Here is a 16,392-nt window from a genome sequence, read left to right on the forward strand (position 1 = left end):
CGCCGCGTATTATTCGCCGAGAAATCCGCAGATCGAGCTCGCTGAGCGATGCCCGACATTTTGGCAGAGCTCTGCCGGGGAGGGGACGTAAAGCATGGGCATGCGAGACATGATCCGGGGCGAGTTCGTCGACATCATCGAATGGCTCGACGACACCAACACGACGTTGGCGTGGCGGTTCCCGCGCTATGACAACGAGATCAAGAACGGCGCGCAGCTGATCGTCCGCGAGGGCCAGCGGGCCATGTTCGTCTATCGGGGGCAGCTGGCCGACCAATTCACCCCCGGTCACTACCGGCTGACCACCGAGAACATGCCGATCCTGGGCACGCTGCAGGGCTGGAGGTACGGGTTCAACAGCCCGTTCCGGTCCGAGGTCTATTACGTCAATACCCGCCCCTACCCCGATTTGCGTTGGGGCACACCGCAACCGGTGACCGTACGGGACCCTGACTTCAAGATGGTGCAGGTGCGCGCCAACGGCACCACAGTCGTGCGGGTCACCGATCCGACGGTCTTCTTGCGCCAGGTGCTCGGCACCCAGAGCGTGGTCGACATGGAGCAGATCACCGAGTTGATCCGTCGCAACATCGCGCTTGCGTTCAACGACATGGTGATGGGCAGCGGCCTGGGCGCCATCGACTTGCAGGGCCGCCAGGTGGAGTTGTCGGACAAGCTTCGCGAGTTCGTCGCTCAGCGTGTCCAGGCGTTCGGCCTGGGCATCGACGCCGTCACCATGACCATCTCGTTGCCGGAAGAGATTCAGCAGGCGATGACCCGCGGTGTAGCGCGCGGGCTCGAGGAGAGCAGCTTCTTGAACAACGTCGGCGACCTTGACCGCTACACCCAGGCCCGCCGCGCCGACGCGATGTTGGCAGCCGCACAGAACGAGGGCGGAGGCGCCGCCGGAGCCGCGATCCAGGCCGGACTCGGTGTCGCCCTGGGCAGCCAGATGGCTGGCGCGGCCCAAGGCGGATACGCCCAGCCGCAGCAGCCGCAACACTTCATGCCGCAGGGCGGCGCGGCGCAAGGTGCGCCGCCACCGCTGCCGACCCAGCAACAGTTCCACTTCGAACAGGCGGGCCAGCCGGCCGGCCCGTACCCGCTGAGCGCGCTACGGCCGTTCGTCGCCAGCGGTCAGCTCACCCGCGACACCGTGGTGTGGACTGAGGGCATGGCCGGCTGGGCGCCGGCCTCGACAGTGCCGGCGCTGGCCCCCCTGTTCAGCACACCGCCGCCGTTGCCCGGCACTCCACCGCCACTTCCGCAGCAATGACCTACCCACCAAGCGATCCCGGTCGGTACCAGGGTCCGCCGCCCGTGCAGCCGCCGCCGCTGCCACGGCGCCCGCGGGCCCGCCCCCGCTCGCCCGCCGAGCGGGCCGCCGCCGCTGCCGCGACAGCCCGGCCCCCAACCCCCTCGCCGCCGCCCACCGTCCACACGTTCGCAGGGCCACCGGCCGGTCCGGCGATGTTCCACCAGACCGAGCGCACTCGCACCTATCCCTGCGCAGCGTGCGGCGGACAACTCAACTTCGACATCGCCAGCCAGAAGCTGCGTTGTCCCAACTGCGGCAACTATTCGGAAATCGCCGCGCCCAACACGCCGGTCAGATCACGCGAATTGCGCACCGCGATGCAGCAACTCAGGGAGGTGCAGCAGCGCCAGCAGGGCCCCAACGTTTCCGGAATGCGTGAAGTTGCTTGCCAAAATTGCGGCGGTACAACGGAATTCGCGGGCAGCTTGACCGCCACGAAGTGTCCGTACTGCGCGACCCCGATTCAGCGCGACGACGTGCACAATGCCCCGGCCCGGCTGCCGGTGGACGGACTGCTGCCGTTCCGGGTCGACGAGAAACAGGCGCGCCAGCTCATCGAGAGGTGGGTTACCAAACGCTGGTTCGCACCAAGCGATTTCAAGAAATATCGGGAGATCGGCGCCTTCTCCAGCCTGTACACCGCGTACTTCACCTACGACGCCGATACCGACACCCAATACGAGGGTGAACGCGGTGAGGATCACCAGGTTCGGGTCGGGACCGACAACGAGGGCAACGCGATCTACGAAACTCGGACGTACTGGTACCGCGTCTCCGGACAGGTCCACAACAACTTCGTCGACCTGCCCGTGCTGGCCAACGACGGCGAAACCCTCAACCGCAAACGGATCAAATCCCTAGAGCCGTGGCCACTCGAGCAGGCCAGGGCCTTCTTGCCGGAGTACGTCGCAGGCCATCTGTGCCGCACCTACGACAAGGACGCCGAACAGGCGCTCCCCGAGGCGAAGCAGGAGATGGAGAGCAGCGTCGAGCACACCGTGCGGTCCGCCATCGGCGGCGATCACCAGCGGATCCACGGACTCCGCACAACGTGGAACTATCTGGGGTTCAAACACATCCTGCTCCCGCTGTGGCTGTTGACAATCATGTACAGCGACAAGCCGTTTCAGGTGTGCATCAACGGGCTCACCGGCGAGGTGGCCGGCGATCGGCCCTGGAGCAAGGTCAAGCTGGCAATCGCGATCACCGTCGCGGTCCTGGTGGTGATCCTGGCGATCGCGATCTTTGCCTACCTCCGTTCCCACGGCCATCATTCGGGCTCGTCGCAGCGCATCAAGCACCGGAGGTAGCCGATGGACATCGCCCTACTGGTTATCGCAGCGCTGATCGTCGCTGTCATAGGTGCGACGGTTGCCGTCGTCGCCGTGGTCAACCGCAACCAACAACGAGCTATCACCCGCGACAGTCAGCTGATCCCCGGCCAGCCGACCGCGGCCCCCCGGTCCTGGGCGAGGTCGCATGACCCCGAAGCACGTCTGCATCGCCGACTGCGGGACGCGATGACGGCCCTGCACGCGGCTAACGCGTTCGACACCGGCTCCACAGTGGTGCTACGCGCCGACCTGGAACAGACGGCGCTTGCGGTCGACAATCAGCTCATCGCGGTGGCGGGGCTCGCACCGGCTCAGCGTGACGAGTTGCTGCAATCCATCGCCCGAACGGTCGAGTCCATCGAGGCCGCGGTCGGGCGCTATGCAGCGGCCGCGACGAAACCCGACACCGCCGCTCTGGAAGCAGATCTCGCCGCGGTCCAAGACCAGCTCGACGTCACCGTGCAGCTGCAGCGGCGGCCGCCGGAGAGCAGAAACGCCCAATTCGAGTGAGGGGTGCTGCGGCGGGGCCTTGACAGGGAATTGCCGCGGCCGGCGACAAGAATCCTTCAAGGATTCGTGCAGGATCCGACCAGCTCTCTGCGTGATCGTGAGTGTCACATTCCACGAAACGCGGAAAGGCGGTCACCATGAGAATGTTCTGCTTTCACCACGCCGGCGGCGGCGGGTTGGCGTTCAAGGCCTGGGTCAAGGCGCTGCAGCCCACCGTCGAGGTGGTTCCGGTCGAGATCCCCAACCGCGAACGCTTCGCCACCATGCGGGATCTGGTCGACGAGGTGATCGCGCAACTCGGCCCCCTGCTCGACGAACCGCACATGTTCTTCGGCCACAGCTTCGGCGCCCTGCTGGCCTACCGGGTGGCCAGCGCGCGCGCCGCAGCCGGCGCCGAGCAGCCGCGCGCGGTGTTCCTGTCGGCCTACGCCCCTCCCCACCTACAGCTGCCCCTGCACGTGGTTGACCAGCTCGACAACAAGCAACTCGCCGAATTCCTCGCCGAGATGGGTTTGATGCCCGCCGAGCTGACGCGGTGGCCGTCCCTGCACGCCCAGGCCCTCACGATCACCCGCCACGACCTGAAGCTGCTCATGACCGACGAGGAGAGCGACACCCCCGAGCTGTCTTGCCCGATCCACGTCTTCGGGGGCAGCGAGGACCCGATCGTCAAGGAGTCGGAGCTGCGCGAATGGCGGTCCCGGACCCGTGCCGAGTTCTCGTTGCAGATGTTGCGCGGCGGCCACTTCTACCTACGTGACCGCAAGCCCCTGTTCGAGTCGCTGCGGCCGCTGATGTCGACGCTCGCGGCCGCGTAACGGGTGGCGCGCCAGCTTTGCAAGACTGGGCGGATGGACAGTGCCGGCCGACGTGGACGTCGACGACAAGAAGCACCCGCTCGCAGGACCTGGCTGACGGCGACGGCAGCAATGCTGCTGCTCGGCGTCTGCACACCGGCGACGGCCACGGCCGCCCCCGGTGACGACCAGCGCCTGAGCCCGTTCGACCTGTCTTATCCCACGGTGAGCCGGCTCGACCCCGCACTGCTCGACGCGCTGCAGCGGGCCACCCGTGCCGCTGGCGCCGAGGGGATCACCGTCGGCCTCAACTCCGGCTGGCGCTCACCGGAATATCAGCAGCAGCTGTTCGACGACGCCGTCGCGACCTACGGCAGCGCCGAAATCGCCAGCCAGTACGTCGCCTCGCCGCAGACTTCCAAACACGTACTCGGCAAAGCGATCGACGTCGGCCCCGCCACCGCCGACAACTGGCTCATTGCCAACGGCCCGCGCTTCGGGTTGTGCCAGATCTACGCCAACGAGGTCTGGCATTTCGAGCTGGCTTCAGACTACGGCGGCGCCTGCCCGCCGCTGCGGCCTAACGCCGCCGGCTGACGCCGTTGCGTCGAGCGGGTGGAATGTTCGATTTCGTCCGTGACACCCATATTCGGCGAAATAACGCCGACACTGCATTCGAGCTGCGCTCCTAGAAGCGGTGCGTGGTGAGCCAGTTGTCGATCCGTTCGGCTACCGCCTGCCATCCGGTTTCCAGCATCATGTCGCGCCCCATATCCCGGAATAGTTCCGGCTCGACTCCGAAAAGCGTTGCTGTGTAGCCGATTTCGTGCGGCAAGAATGGTGTTGATTTCAGCGCCGAGGACCAGCGCGGGGACCCGATCAACCCGTTCGGGTTTGACCAAGTTGACGGCGAGCATGCGCCGTGCCCCGCGCACGCTGAGGGCATGGCACGCGTACCCGCGGTCGGCGAGGTAGCCGAGGAAGTGCTCGTCCCAGCACCAAGCCCCGTGCCACGAGCCGTGTAACAGCAACGGAATCCGATGATGCTCGGTCGCCGATCCCCGGGCGATGAGTTCGAGCACGAGGAGTCTCCTTCTGCCCCCCGGGCGAACCATAACGTGCCGACTAACGCTTGCGCAGCGACATAGCCGGCGGTACGCGCAAGGACGGGGTCCCAGCAGGTCTCGATCACGCCAAGAATTCGTCAAGAATCCAGACAGTGCCGGTGCCGAATATTTGGTTCAACGCACCCAGCGTCCACCACCACAACCAATACAACAGGAGTTCTGAAATGTTCACTCGCCGCTTTACCGCTTCGCTGGCCGGCACCACCCTGACCGCCGCGACCCTCGGCCTGGCCGCTCTCGGTTTCGCCGGCAGCGCCGGCGCGACCTCAGTCGACGACGCGTTCCTAGCCCAGATCGAGGCCGACGGGATCAAGCCGCCCAGCGCGGCCCGCGCCATCAGCGAGGCCCAGACCGTCTGCAGCGAGCTCAATGCCGGCAAGACCAGCAAGCAGGTCATCAGCGGGGTGGCCACCCGGACCGGCCTGAGCAACAGCGGCGCCAACACCTTCGCCGTCGACGCCGCGAAGGCCTACTGCCCGCAATACGTCAGGACCACCAACGCCTGATTCGACCGCCCAATCATCATCCGAAAAATGCGGGGATCCAGCCGGATCCCCGCATTTGCGCGTGCCGGCCGTCAGCGCCGAAACGCGGCAACCGGCATTTCGACGCTGCCCCGGCAGGGACCACCGGCGATGTCGGTGTGCCAGGTGCCGCGCAGCGAACCGTCCGGCTGGGGTGTGTAGAACGCCCACGACTTCGCGGGCGCCCATACCTTCGGAACCCCTTCTCCCATATAGCAATCCCACTGGAAGTCGAATCGTTCCACCCATCTGTTGCCGTCCCAGGTGTAGTGCGACGGCACCGAGATCGTGGGATTGTTCGGCTTGGGCCCGTTGTTGGCGGTGGCGACACAGGAGGCCGCCGAGCACACGGTGGAGAACACGTAATCGGCGCTGAAGGTGGCTTCGGACTGGCCGGCGGCCACACTGGTGCCGGTCTTGTCGACGGCATATCGCACCAGCGAGTACGGGCCGTTCCAGGCCGGCGTCGCCGCCTGGGCCGCGGGGGCACTGCACACCGCGATCCCGAGGGCAACGAACGTGGCGAGTACCGGACGCATCCGATCCATGTTGGCTCATCGATGACGCGACGAGGTTTCGCCGCGGACACGATCAACGACGAGTTTCCCGCATCAGCAACAGTCCGTACGCCGCGATGGACTGCGCATCGGTGATGACGCCGTCGCGGATCATCTCCTCGAATCGTGTTCGTGAGAACCAGGCGCTGCGCATGTCCTGCTCCTCGTGCTCCCGCTCGGCGGCTCCCGGCGTTATTCCGGTGGCCAAGAACACCCAGCCGCGCTGACTGCTCATGCCCGGCGCGACGTCCAGCTGACCCAACGCCTCGAAAGTGGCTGCACGCAAGCCGGTTTCCTCGCGCAACTCACGCTCGGCGAGAGCCGCGGGCTCGAGGTCGGCCAGATCCGGAGCGGTGCCCTGGGGGAACTCCCAGCGGCGCGCCCCCACCGGATAGCGAAACTGTTCGACCAGCCGGAAACGCGCGCCGTCATAGGGCATCACGAGCGCGTAGGTCGGCTTGTCCACCACCGCATAGACGCCGGGACTGCCGTCCGGCCGGCGGATGTCGTCCTCGCGCAACACCATCCACGGGTTGCGGTAGACCTCACGGGACGCGACGGTTTCGATGAAGGGCACCTGTCCAGTATCCCGGCCGGACAACCTCGCACGCGTGCGCTGGGCCGGTGACCAGCTCGCGTCGAGCGCGATTGTGCTGCTCGCCGCGGCGGTGCGCCTCATCGGGCGCCCTGGACGCGACGAGCGGGATGACGGGCAACCCGCTGCGGCCGGGCCCCCTAGCGGCCCGCCGGACGGCCCAGGCTTCCGACCCGGATTCGGCGGCCCTATCATCGCGCCGAGTAAAGCCGGTGCCACCAGAGGGGATTTGATGACCGACAGTTCACGCCACGGCGGCCGACATGTGGTACGTCACATCATTGTCAGCGGCGACAACGCACTGGCGACGACCATCATCGAGGAACTGAACAAGGTCGGCGCCAATGTGGCCATGCTGCCCGACGACAACGTCGCCGACATCGGGCCCGCCGATGCGGTGGTGTGTGTCGGCGACGACGACGCTCGAAACCTCGAAATCGCCTTGCTGGCAAGGAAAGTCAACCCTCGTGTGCGGGTGGTGGCACGGTTGGCCAACGACGTGCTGCGCGAAGCCGTCGCCGCCGGCAACGGTCCCGGGGCCATTCTCGACGTTGCCGACCTCGCCGCGCCCTCGGTGGTCGAGGCCTGCCTGGCGCACACGGCGCACCCGTTCGGAGCGGCCGGCATCGAATTCGTCGTGTCGGGATCCGAGGCGCCGCGCGAGGCGACGCTGCGCGAAATCTACGGCGACCTGGCACCGGTGGCGGTGATCCACGGCAAGAACTCCCCCAGCCCCGGCCAGGTGGTGGCCTGCCCCGGACGCGACCATCGGGTGCACGCCGGTGACTGGACGGCGATGATCGGCAGCACCGACGAGCTGGCCGAGCGCGGCATGAAGGTCCGGGAAGCGACGGTGACGCGGGTCCGACGTTCCCGCATCAGCCGAATCGCCGACGCGGCAAGGGCTTTGCGCAACGATGTGCACCCGATGTTCTACCGCGCGCTGATCGCTCTGCTGTTCTTGCTGATTGGTTCGACGGTCCTGTTGCGCTACGCCTATCGGCTCCCACCGGGCATGACGTGGGTCGACGCGCTGTACTTCAGCACCGAGACCGTCGCGACCGTGGGCTACGGTGACTTCAGCTTCATCAACCAGCCCACCTGGCTGCGGCTGTTCAGCATCCTGTTGATGTTCGCCGGGGTGATCAGTACCGCCGTGCTGGTCGCGTTCCTCGCCGAGCTGATGATCAGCCGTCGCCTGCTGAACTCGGCCGGCCAGCGCAAGGCACGCATTCTGCGCAACCACGTGATCGTCGTCGGCCTGGGCTCTTTCGGTATCCGGGTAGCCACCGACCTGACCGCCGCCGGGTACGACGTCGCGGTGATCGAGCGTGACGAGAACAACCGGTACCTGTCGACCGCCGCCGAACTGGACGTGCCGGTGATTCTCGGGGACTGCACGTTGCGTCAGACCCTGAAGTCGGCCGGTATCGACCGGGCCCGGGCAGTGGCGTTGCTCACCGAGAACGACATGGTCAATATCGAGACCGGCATCATCCTGCGCGAGATGCTGGGTGCTGGCGCGCGACCGGAGCGCAACCGGCCCCACGTTCCGTTGGTACTGCGGGTCTACGACCGAGCGCTGGGAGCGGCGGTGGCGCAACGGTTCGGCTTCGACAACGTCCGCTCCACCGTCGACCTGGCGGCGCCATGGTTCATCGGCGCCGCGATGGGGCTGCAGGTGCTCGGGACGTTCTCGGTGGGACAACATTCGTTCATGGTGGGCGGTATGCACGTCGCGACGGGCAGTGAACTCGACGGCATGCCCATGCTGCAGCTGTCCACTCAGACCCGCGTCATCGCCATCACCGAGCCGGACGGACAGGTGAAGCTGCATCCGCGGCGCGATGCGCGACTGCAGGGCGGCGACACGGTTTATCTGGTCGGCCCGTACCGTGAGCTGCTGGCCACGCTGAGCAAGGGTGAGGTTTCGGCAGCGTCCGACCACACTCCGGAGGCGGCCGCGGGCTGAGTCACAGCGCGGCAACGACGTCGGCCGCGCGCCGAAGCTGCCCGATGTCCGAGCTGGTGGGGATCAGTTGCACCTCGTCGGTGCCGGCGTCGGCGAACCGGCGCAGCACAACGAGCAGATCGTCCTCGGTACCCGCCCAGCCGGTGGCCGGCGCCATGGCGTCGACGTACTCGGCCGGAATCCAGTTCATGTATCGCCGCAGATGGCGGTGGACCTGCGTGCGTGCCGCCCCGGGCTCCGAGTCCGCTCCGAACGCGAACCAGAACGAGGTCGCCAGGTGAGGTGCGGGCTTGCCCGCCTGCGCCCAGGCCCTTCGCGCTACGTCGAACAGTTCGCTCTGCTTGCCGACGTCGAGATCGAGGGTGATTCCGGCGACTCCGTCAGCCCAGGCTGCGGCATTGCGGATGGTCTTGGGACCGATGGTGCCGACGTGCAGCGGCGGCCCGCCGGACTGAACGGGCAGCGGCCCCACCGGACGTACCGAATCGGTGGTCTTTTCACCGGCCCACACCCGCTTCATCACCGCCACCCGCTCGGCCATGCCGCGCATCGTCTGCGTCTTCGGGTCGGCGCCCACCGCGTTGTAGTCCTCGCGCCGACCGCCGACGCCGATGCCGACGGTGAGCCGACCGCCGCTGAGCATGTCGCCGGTCGCCAATCCCTTGGCCAGCATCACCGGGTCGTGCAGCTGCGGCACGATCACGGTCGTCACCAGCCGAACCCGGTCGGTCCAGGCCGAAAGCGCCCCGAGCAAGGTCAGGCTGTCTGGATTGTCGAACGCGATGCGTTCCCCCCAACACAGTGACGAGAACGGGCCGGCGTCGACCGCGCGCGCCCAATCCCTGAGCAGGCCGGCGTCGAGGTCGGGTTCCATCACCGGCATGGTCATACCTACGTGCACACAGCGATTCTGGCAGCATGGGTCGGATGGCCTTAACCAGCACGTCGATTGCGCATGTCCGGCTCACCGTGACCGACATCGAACGATCCCGGCAGTTCTACGAGAGCGTGTTCGGCTGGCCGGTTCTCGTCGAGATACCCGACAACGCCGACGAAGCGACCCGGCGCCGGCTGGACTTCCTGTTCGGCGGGGTCATCTACGACATGGGCGGCGCTTTGTTGGGGCTGCGGCCAGTGGCCGACGACCGGTTCGACGAGAACCGCACCGGCCTGGACCACATCGCGTTCCGGCTCAGCAGCAAAGACGAAATCGATTCTGCTGCAGAGCATTTGGATGAACTCGGGATCGGCCACGAGCCGATCAAGGATATCGGGCCGTCCTTCATCCTGGAGTTCCGCGACCCCGACAACATCGCGCTGGAGCTCACCGCACCGAAGTAGCGCAACACAAGATAACCGTCCCGCCCGTACGATTCCGGTGCTTGAGGGTCAGCCGTGCCGTTTGCTCTCCTGATCGCGGTAGTCGTCGGCCATTCTCGCGACGTGGTCGGGCAGCGTGCCGGTGGCCACGTCGGCCAACGTCGTCTCCTCCAGCACCGAACGCATGGCGGCGCGCAATGCTCGCCATACGTCGGTCAGCGGTAGCGTCGGACCAGAGTAAGGAAGATCACCCAGCCCGATGTCGCGGACGCTGGCCAGCGGACCGTCGATGCAACGCAGCACGTCGGCGATGCTGATTTCGCTGCCGGGACGCGCCAACTCGTAACCGCCGTCGCGCCCCCGCTGGCTTCGCACCAGCCGATCGGTGCGCAGGTTGGTCAAGATGTCCACCAGAAACTGTGCCGGAATGCCTTGGGCCTGCGCTAAATCCTCGGTCTTGACCAGGGTCCCGCTGGGGACCGTGGCGAGTTGGACCATCGCCCGCACCGCGTATTCCGCTTTGGCCGACATCCGCATGGTTCAGGATTGTCTCATCCGGCCCGGGTTCCGGCGCGCGAGCGTAACGCACCGCGAGTTCGCGCGCCTATCATCGCGGGCTGGTCCCACTCGCGGGGGTCAGGACAGCTGCAGCATCTGGATGACACTTTCGGCCTGCTCCTCGATGCTGCGATCGGCGGACAGCCGCAGATCCGGTTTCTTCGGCCGCTGGTAGGGGCTGTCGATACCGGTGAAGTGGGTGATCTCCCCGGCGCGCGCTTTGGCGTACAGTCCCTTGGGATCGCGCCGCTCGCACTCTTGCAACGGGGTGTCACAGAACACCTCGAAGAACTGGAACCCCGCGTCGGCGTGCACTTTTCGGGCCATCTCCCGATGCTCGGCCAGCGGACTGATCGCCGGCACCAGCACGATCTGGCCGGAATCGGCCAGCAGCGTGGCCACGTGCGCCAGGCGGCGCAGGTTCTCGGCCCGGTCGGCCATGGAGAAGCCGAGGTCGGCGTTCAGCCCGTGCCGCAGGTTGTCGCCGTCCAGAACGTATGCGGGAACGCCTCTTTCGAGCAATTTCTGCTCGACCAGCATGGCCACCGACGACTTACCGGCCCCCGACAGACCGGTGAGCCACACCGTCTTGCCGTGGATCGCCCGGTCGGAGGCGGTGACCAACGACTTGTGCCGCACCGTGTTCGGGCTGGCTTTCTGCGCCGTGACATCGCGCAGCACCATGCCGGCGGCCACCGTGCCGTTGGTGTCGGGGTCGATCAGGATGAAGGACCCGGTGCTGGCGTTGCGGGTGTATTCGTCGAGTAGCAGCGGCACCTGGGTGCGTAGCGAGATGCGGCCGAGTTCGTTGAGCTTCAACGCCGTCGCCGTCTTGTCTCGGTGCAGGGTGTTGACGTCGAGCCGGTAGTCCAGTGCGGTCACCCGCGCGCGGGTGGTGCGGGTGGTGTGTTTGATGACGTAGTCCCGGCCGGGTTCGAGCGCCGCCGTGTCCGCCATCCAGCAGACGGTCGCGTCGAACTCCTGCGAGATCCGGGGCTGGTTGTTGGTGCGGGCGAGCATGTCGCCGCGGGAGATGTCGATGTCGTCGGCCAGGCTGATCGACACCGCCATCGGCGGAAAGGCTTCTGTCACAGGCCCGTTGGGGCCGTCGATCGTGGTGATCTGGGTGGTCTTGCCGATGGGCAGCACCACCACCTCGTCCCCGGGACGCATCACGCCGCTGGCCACCGTGCCCGCGTAACTACGGTGATCCTGGTGCTCGCGGGTGTGCGGCCGGATGACGTACTGGACCGGGAACCGCACGTCGACCAGGTTGCGGTCGCCGGCGATGTAGACCTCTTCGAGGTGCGAAAGCAGCGCGGGTCCCTCATACCACGGCGCCTGGTCGGATTTGGTCACCACGTTGTCGCCGTGCAGCGCCGACATCGGGATGGTGGCGACGTCCTGAACGTCCAGGCGCGCGGCGAAGGCGTGGAAGTCGTCCCGGATCGCCTCGAATTTCTCCTTGTCCCAGCCGATCAGGTCCATCTTGTTCACGGCGAGCACGATGTGCTGGATGCCCAGCAGGGAGGCCAGGAAGGCGTGCCGGCGGGATTGTTCGAGCAGGCCGTGGCGCGCGTCGACGAGCACGATCACCAACTGCGCGGTGGACGCGCCGGTCACCATGTTGCGGGTGTACTGGATGTGGCCGGGGGTGTCGGCGATGATGAATTTCCGCTTGGGGGTCGCGAAGTAGCGGTAGGCGACGTCGATCGTGATGCCCTGCTCGCGCTCGGCGCGCAGACCGTCGGTGACCAGGGCCAGGTCGGTGTACTCGTGGCCGCGGTCCTTGGACGTCTGCTCGACGGCGGCCCACTGGTCCTCCATCACGGCTTTGGAGTCGTACAGCAGGCGCCCGATCAGCGTGGACTTTCCGTCGTCGACCGAACCGGCGGTCGCGAGTCGCAACAGTGTAGTCATCAGAAGTACCCCTGCCGCTTGCGGTCTTCCATCCCGGCCTCGGAGATCCGGTCGTCCGCGCGGGTCGCGCCGCGCTCGGTGAGCCGCGACACCGCGGTCTCGGCGATGACCTCCGAGACCGTGGCCGCCTTGGATTCCACGCAGCCGGTGCAGGTGACGTCGCCGACGGTACGGAACCGCACCGAGGCTTCGAACACCCGCTCGTCGGCCCGGGGCTGCAGGTGGCGGTCCACCGCCAGCAGCATGCCGTCGCGCTGAAACACCTTGCGGCGGTGGGCGAAATAGATCGACGGCAACTTGACCTTCTCGGCGCCGATGTAGGACCAGATGTCGAACTCGGTCCAGTTGGACAGCGGGAACACCCGGATGTGCTCGCCCTTGTGGTGGCGCCCGTTGTAGAGATTCCACAGCTCCGGCCGCTGCGCCTTGGGGTCCCATTGGCCGAACTCGTCGCGAAAGCTGAACACCCGTTCCTTGGCGCGCGCCTTCTCCTCGTCGCGCCGGGCGCCGCCGAATGCCGCGTCGAACTTGTTCTCGCGGATCGCGCGCAACAACGTGACCGTCTGCAACGGGTTGCGCGAGGGGATGGTCTCCACGACGCGGCCCGCGTCGATGTCGTCCTGAACCGAGGCCACCACCAGACGCACCCCCGCCTCGGCGACCAGCTCGTCACGGGTGGCGATGACCTCCTCGAAGTTGTGGCCGGTGTCGACGTGCATCACCGGAAACGGCAGCCGTCCGGGGCGAAATGCCTTGAGCGCCAGATGCAGCATCACGATGGAGTCCTTGCCGCCGGAGAACAGCAGCACCGGCCTCTCGAACTCGGCGGCGACCTCGCGAATGATATGGATCGCTTCGGCTTCCAGCGAGCGCAGATGGCTCAATTCATATTGCCCGGGAACCGGGCGGTGGTCGTTTGGGCCTGCCGCGGGGCCGGCCTGGACATCGGTGGTCATCGTCATCATTCCCGGTAAAGTTGGTCGAATTGACCATATTAATGATTATTACCTGGCATGTAACCAGCCGTGCGCCCCGGTGTCAATACCGCCTCGGTGTCAATACATGGTGCTGGCGCAAGCTATTGCTCGCGCTCCACAGGCACGTACGCTCCTTTGGTGCGCTTGTCGTGGCCACTGGTAGGTCGCTCGCAGGAGATGCGAACCATCGAGGTTGCCATCGGAGCCCCGGATAGTTGCGGCATCGTGGTCCGGGGCGCGGCTGGGGTAGGCAAGAGCCGCATCGCCCGCGAGGCATTGTCGGCCGCCGCGTCAAAGGGATTCGACGGCCGGTGGTCGGTCGGCACATCGGCGGCGCGGGCAATTCCCCTGGGGGCCTTTACCGCGTGGGCGCAGTCAGGTGTCGTCGACACCGTTCAATTGCTGCGGGGCGTGATCGAGTCGCTGACTTCCGCATCCCCCGGCACCACGGTGGTGGTGTGTGTCGACGACGCGCATCTACTCGACGATCTTTCGACATTCGTCGTGCATCAAATCGTTCAGCGTGGCGCGGCGAAAGTGATCCTGACGGTTCTCGACGGTGAACCCACTCCCGCCGCAGTGCAGGAGTTATGGAGGGTAAACCAGTTCGACCGGCTCGACCTGCAGCCGCTGTCGCTCACCGACAGCACCTCGCTGCTGACGGCGACCCTCGACGGAATAGTCGACCCGGACGCCGCGCAGCGGCTATGGAAGCTGACCGGCGGCAACGTTCTCTACCTACGCAACATCGTCGAGCAGGAGGCCGCCGACGGTCGACTCGTGCGTCAAGACGGATACTGGCGCTGGCTCGGTGACCCCGTCGTGCCGCCCGGGCTGGTCGAGCTGATCGAATGCCGCTTCGGCGCCCTGCCCGCCCCGGTCAGCGACGTGCTCGACACGGTAGCCGTCGGGCAGCCCATCGACCTGGCGTGCCTGAGGCGCATCGCCGACCCGGCGGCGATCGAAGAGGCCGACACCCGCGGCCTGATCGCGCTCGCGCCCGTGGCCGGCGGCGTCGAGGTGCGAGCGGCACACCCGCTCTATGGCGAGGTGCGACGCAGGACCGCGGCACCGAGCCGGCTGCGGCGGTTACGAGGGCTTATCGCGACCGGGTTCGCCGCAGCCGATAACCGCGACGACATCCCGGTCGTGGTGCGCCGGGCGGCGTTGAGTCTCGACTCCGACCTCGCGCCCGACACCGACCTACTCATGCGGGCAGCCCACGGGACCGTCTGGCTGGCGGACCTGGCCCTTGCCGATCGGCTCGCCGAGGCGGCAGCCCGCGCGGGAGCGGGTCCGGAGCCGAATTTTGTTCGTGCGCATGCGCTTTCGTGGTCAGGCCGGGGCGAGGATGCCGACGGGGTGCTGGCCGGAATCCGCACCGATGAGTTGACGGACATCCAGCGTGCCAGACTCGCGTTTCTGCGCGCCAGCAATATGCTGTGGGCTCTTGGGGAGCCGGCTCGCGCGAAAGAAATCATCGACAATGCCGAGCGCACCGAGTCACCCGAAACCTGCAGTTACATCGACGCCTTCCTCACGGTGTATTGGTTTGCGACGGACGAGCCGGTCGCGGCGCGGCGCGCATCGAAAAGCCTCGCTTTGGACGAGCTGCCCGGCGTCGTCGGCGCCGAAATCGCCTGGGTGCTGGCAACCATATTCGCGGATGCGGGGCGCGCCACCGAAGCCGTCGCCTCCGCCGAGGCGGGATATCGCGCGATGGCACGCTCCTTCGATGCGCCGCACATGAGGTTCAACATCGCGGACTCACATGCCAGCGCACTGTTGTTGGCCGGCCGGGTAGCGGAAGCCCTTGATGTGGTCGAGCGGGTGCGCCGCCAGTCGGCCGACATGCCGGGTGCCGCTCATTTGCTCGGTGCCGCGGTTGCGGGTCGGGCCGCCGTCGGTGCCGGACAGCTTCAGTCCGCGGTTGCATTGCTCGACCACGCAACGGTGGGACTCTCCGCCACTCATGCATTGGGCTGGGGATATCGGTATCGCATTTCCCGCGTAACCGCGCTCGCGATCAGCGGTTCCATTGGGGAGGCCGCCAATGCGCTGGCCGCCCTTGACGAACAGCGACGCCCTTTTCGGTCGCTGGACTACGAGCGTAGTCTGGCACGCGCGTGGGTTGCCGCGGGCCAAGGCGCCGTCAGTGAAGCGATCACTGTTTTGTTGGCGGCGGGCGAAAGGGCCGGGGCCAAAGGTCAATTCGCCGCTGAAGTGCTTTGCCTGCAGGTCGCCGCGCAGTTCGGTGACCACTCCGGGACACCGAGATTGCGCGAACTGGAAGCGATTGTGGAGGGGCCGCGCGTTGGTATCGCGGCGCGGTTCTCGGCCGCCCTGGCTAACGGGGACGCCGCGGAATTGGCCGCGTTGTCAGAGGAATTCGAGCGAATGGGTGACCTCGTGGCCGCGGTCGATGCGGCCGCCCATGCCGCCGTTACCTATCGCGACAAGGGCCTGCGGGGATCGGCGCTGGGATGCGCGGCCCGCGCAGATGCGCTGGCCGAACAATGCGGCGGCGCATGGACTCCGGCCCGTCGTCAAGCCAGCGAGCCTTTGCCGTTCACCGACCGCGAACGGGAGATCGTGCAACTGATAGGTGCGGGGTTGTCGAACCGTGCAGTCGCCGAGCGATTGACCCTGTCGGTGCGCACCGTCGAAAGCCACATCTACCGGGCGATGGCCAAAACCGGAACCAGCAGCCGCGACGAACTCGCCGCGCTGCTACCCGGCCGCGGGGCGCAGACAGAGTGATGTCGCCGCGCGTGACTCGGTAGCCCCGCGCCCATGCCGGGCGAGATTGCAGTAGCGCACTACTGCGCTCGTCGCGCCGCAGTCGAGTGACGATTTTCATCGCGAAGCGCGACACCCTAACGG

General features: G+C 66.7%; 15 protein-coding genes and 1 pseudogene. 9 read left to right on the top strand and 7 right to left on the bottom strand.

Annotation, left to right across the window (positions count from 1 at the left end):
* The first annotated feature begins 100 nt into the window (after positions 1 to 100).
* From L6444_RS20655 to L6444_RS20675, 5 genes are all read left to right on the top strand, one after another.
* Entirely contained in the window at positions 101 to 1,276 is a 1,176-nt protein-coding gene (locus tag L6444_RS20655; RefSeq protein WP_236976896.1) for an SPFH domain-containing protein, read from the top strand.
* The gene (locus tag L6444_RS20660; protein WP_236976897.1) at positions 1,273 to 2,628 is read left to right on the top strand and encodes a TFIIB-type zinc ribbon-containing protein; all 1,356 of its coding nucleotides are present in this window, start codon (positions 1,273 to 1,275) and stop codon (positions 2,626 to 2,628) included. Before L6444_RS20655 ends, L6444_RS20660 begins: the two co-directional genes overlap by 4 nt.
* A gap of 3 nt (positions 2,629 to 2,631) precedes the next feature.
* A complete protein-coding gene (locus tag L6444_RS20665; protein WP_236976899.1) occupies positions 2,632 to 3,162 on the top strand; it encodes a hypothetical protein in 531 nt (176 codons plus the stop codon).
* Between the two features lie 137 nt (positions 3,163 to 3,299).
* On the top strand, positions 3,300 to 3,980 hold the full coding sequence (locus L6444_RS20670; protein WP_236976901.1) for a thioesterase II family protein: 681 nt from the start codon (positions 3,300 to 3,302) through the stop codon (positions 3,978 to 3,980).
* Between the two features lie 111 nt (positions 3,981 to 4,091).
* Positions 4,092 to 4,556, top strand: a complete 465-nt coding sequence (locus tag L6444_RS20675; RefSeq protein ID WP_236984302.1) for a M15 family metallopeptidase — start codon at positions 4,092 to 4,094, stop codon at positions 4,554 to 4,556.
* On the opposite strand, the gene L6444_RS20680 is transcribed toward L6444_RS20675, so the two are convergent.
* Positions 4,511 to 5,041, bottom strand: coding sequence for a hypothetical protein (locus L6444_RS20680; protein ID WP_459551866.1), 531 nt, complete (start codon positions 5,039 to 5,041; stop codon positions 4,511 to 4,513). The two genes, L6444_RS20675 and L6444_RS20680, sit on opposite strands and share 46 nt — an antisense overlap.
* Before the next feature lie 209 nt (positions 5,042 to 5,250).
* Here L6444_RS20680 and L6444_RS20685 point away from each other — a divergent pair, with 209 nt between their 5' ends.
* Positions 5,251 to 5,592 (top strand): DUF732 domain-containing protein, encoded by a 342-nt coding sequence (locus tag L6444_RS20685; RefSeq protein WP_236976903.1) that lies wholly within the window; start codon positions 5,251 to 5,253, stop codon positions 5,590 to 5,592.
* Between the two features lie 71 nt (positions 5,593 to 5,663).
* Here L6444_RS20685 and L6444_RS20690 read toward each other — a convergent pair whose 3' ends face one another.
* Together L6444_RS20690 and L6444_RS20695 are read right to left on the bottom strand one after the other, a co-directional pair.
* Entirely contained in the window at positions 5,664 to 6,158 is a 495-nt protein-coding gene (locus L6444_RS20690; protein ID WP_459561247.1) for an Rv2253 family sensor-like surface protein, read from the bottom strand.
* Between the two features lie 43 nt (positions 6,159 to 6,201).
* Positions 6,202 to 6,693 carry an NUDIX domain-containing protein gene (locus tag L6444_RS20695; protein WP_236984304.1) on the bottom strand — a complete coding sequence of 164 codons (492 nt, stop codon included), beginning with the start codon at positions 6,691 to 6,693 and terminating at the stop codon, positions 6,202 to 6,204.
* A gap of 301 nt (positions 6,694 to 6,994) precedes the next feature.
* Here L6444_RS20695 and L6444_RS20700 point away from each other — a divergent pair, with 301 nt between their 5' ends.
* On the top strand, positions 6,995 to 8,734 hold the full coding sequence (locus L6444_RS20700) for an NAD-binding protein (protein ID WP_236976907.1): 1,740 nt from the start codon (positions 6,995 to 6,997) through the stop codon (positions 8,732 to 8,734).
* A 1-nt stretch (position 8,735) separates the two neighbouring features.
* Here L6444_RS20700 and L6444_RS20705 read toward each other — a convergent pair whose 3' ends face one another.
* A complete protein-coding gene (locus L6444_RS20705; RefSeq protein ID WP_236984306.1) occupies positions 8,736 to 9,623 on the bottom strand; it encodes an LLM class flavin-dependent oxidoreductase in 888 nt (295 codons plus the stop codon).
* Between the two features lie 38 nt (positions 9,624 to 9,661).
* Here L6444_RS20705 and L6444_RS20710 point away from each other — a divergent pair, with 38 nt between their 5' ends.
* Positions 9,662 to 10,075, top strand: a complete 414-nt coding sequence (locus tag L6444_RS20710; protein ID WP_236976909.1) for a VOC family protein — start codon at positions 9,662 to 9,664, stop codon at positions 10,073 to 10,075.
* Positions 10,076 to 10,123: 48 nt separating this feature from the next.
* On the opposite strand, the gene L6444_RS20715 is transcribed toward L6444_RS20710, so the two are convergent.
* The 3 genes and pseudogenes from L6444_RS20715 to cysD form a co-directional block, all read right to left on the bottom strand.
* Positions 10,124 to 10,591 carry an Rrf2 family transcriptional regulator gene (locus L6444_RS20715; RefSeq protein WP_236976911.1) on the bottom strand — a complete coding sequence of 156 codons (468 nt, stop codon included), beginning with the start codon at positions 10,589 to 10,591 and terminating at the stop codon, positions 10,124 to 10,126.
* A 99-nt stretch (positions 10,592 to 10,690) separates the two neighbouring features.
* Positions 10,691 to 12,532 carry an adenylyl-sulfate kinase gene (gene cysC, locus L6444_RS20720; protein ID WP_236976912.1) on the bottom strand — a complete coding sequence of 614 codons (1,842 nt, stop codon included), beginning with the start codon at positions 12,530 to 12,532 and terminating at the stop codon, positions 10,691 to 10,693.
* Positions 12,532 to 13,525, bottom strand: a pseudogene (gene cysD / locus L6444_RS20725) (sulfate adenylyltransferase subunit CysD). Before cysD ends, cysC begins: the two are co-directional and overlap by 1 nt.
* 122 nt (positions 13,526 to 13,647) lie before the next feature.
* Here cysD and L6444_RS20730 point away from each other — a divergent pair.
* A complete protein-coding gene (locus L6444_RS20730) occupies positions 13,648 to 16,269 on the top strand; it encodes a helix-turn-helix transcriptional regulator (RefSeq protein WP_370652936.1) in 2,622 nt (873 codons plus the stop codon).
* The last annotated feature ends 123 nt before the right edge of the window (positions 16,270 to 16,392 follow it).

Source organism: Mycobacterium kiyosense (assembly GCA_021654635.1).
Classification (GTDB): domain Bacteria; phylum Actinomycetota; class Actinomycetes; order Mycobacteriales; family Mycobacteriaceae; genus Mycobacterium; species Mycobacterium kiyosense.

Excerpts from the sequence above, each read along its gene's own strand:
- L6444_RS20655 (WP_236976896.1), top strand. The coding sequence starts at position 101 with ATGCGAGACATGATCCGGGGCGAGTTCGTCGACATCATCGAATGGCTC.
- L6444_RS20660 (WP_236976897.1), top strand. The coding sequence starts at position 1,273 with ATGACCTACCCACCAAGCGATCCCGGTCGGTACCAGGGTCCGCCGCCC.
- L6444_RS20665 (WP_236976899.1), top strand. The coding sequence starts at position 2,632 with ATGGACATCGCCCTACTGGTTATCGCAGCGCTGATCGTCGCTGTCATA.
- L6444_RS20670 (WP_236976901.1), top strand. The coding sequence starts at position 3,300 with ATGAGAATGTTCTGCTTTCACCACGCCGGCGGCGGCGGGTTGGCGTTC.
- L6444_RS20675 (WP_236984302.1), top strand. The coding sequence starts at position 4,092 with ATGCTGCTGCTCGGCGTCTGCACACCGGCGACGGCCACGGCCGCCCCC.
- L6444_RS20685 (WP_236976903.1), top strand. The coding sequence starts at position 5,251 with ATGTTCACTCGCCGCTTTACCGCTTCGCTGGCCGGCACCACCCTGACC.
- L6444_RS20690 (WP_459561247.1), bottom strand. The coding sequence starts at position 6,158 with ATGGATCGGATGCGTCCGGTACTCGCCACGTTCGTTGCCCTCGGGATC.
- L6444_RS20695 (WP_236984304.1), bottom strand. The coding sequence starts at position 6,693 with ATGGTGTTGCGCGAGGACGACATCCGCCGGCCGGACGGCAGTCCCGGC.
- L6444_RS20700 (WP_236976907.1), top strand. The coding sequence starts at position 6,995 with ATGACCGACAGTTCACGCCACGGCGGCCGACATGTGGTACGTCACATC.
- L6444_RS20705 (WP_236984306.1), bottom strand. The coding sequence starts at position 9,623 with ATGACCATGCCGGTGATGGAACCCGACCTCGACGCCGGCCTGCTCAGG.
- L6444_RS20710 (WP_236976909.1), top strand. The coding sequence starts at position 9,662 with ATGGCCTTAACCAGCACGTCGATTGCGCATGTCCGGCTCACCGTGACC.
- L6444_RS20715 (WP_236976911.1), bottom strand. The coding sequence starts at position 10,591 with ATGCGGATGTCGGCCAAAGCGGAATACGCGGTGCGGGCGATGGTCCAA.
- cysC (WP_236976912.1), bottom strand. The coding sequence starts at position 12,532 with ATGACTACACTGTTGCGACTCGCGACCGCCGGTTCGGTCGACGACGGA.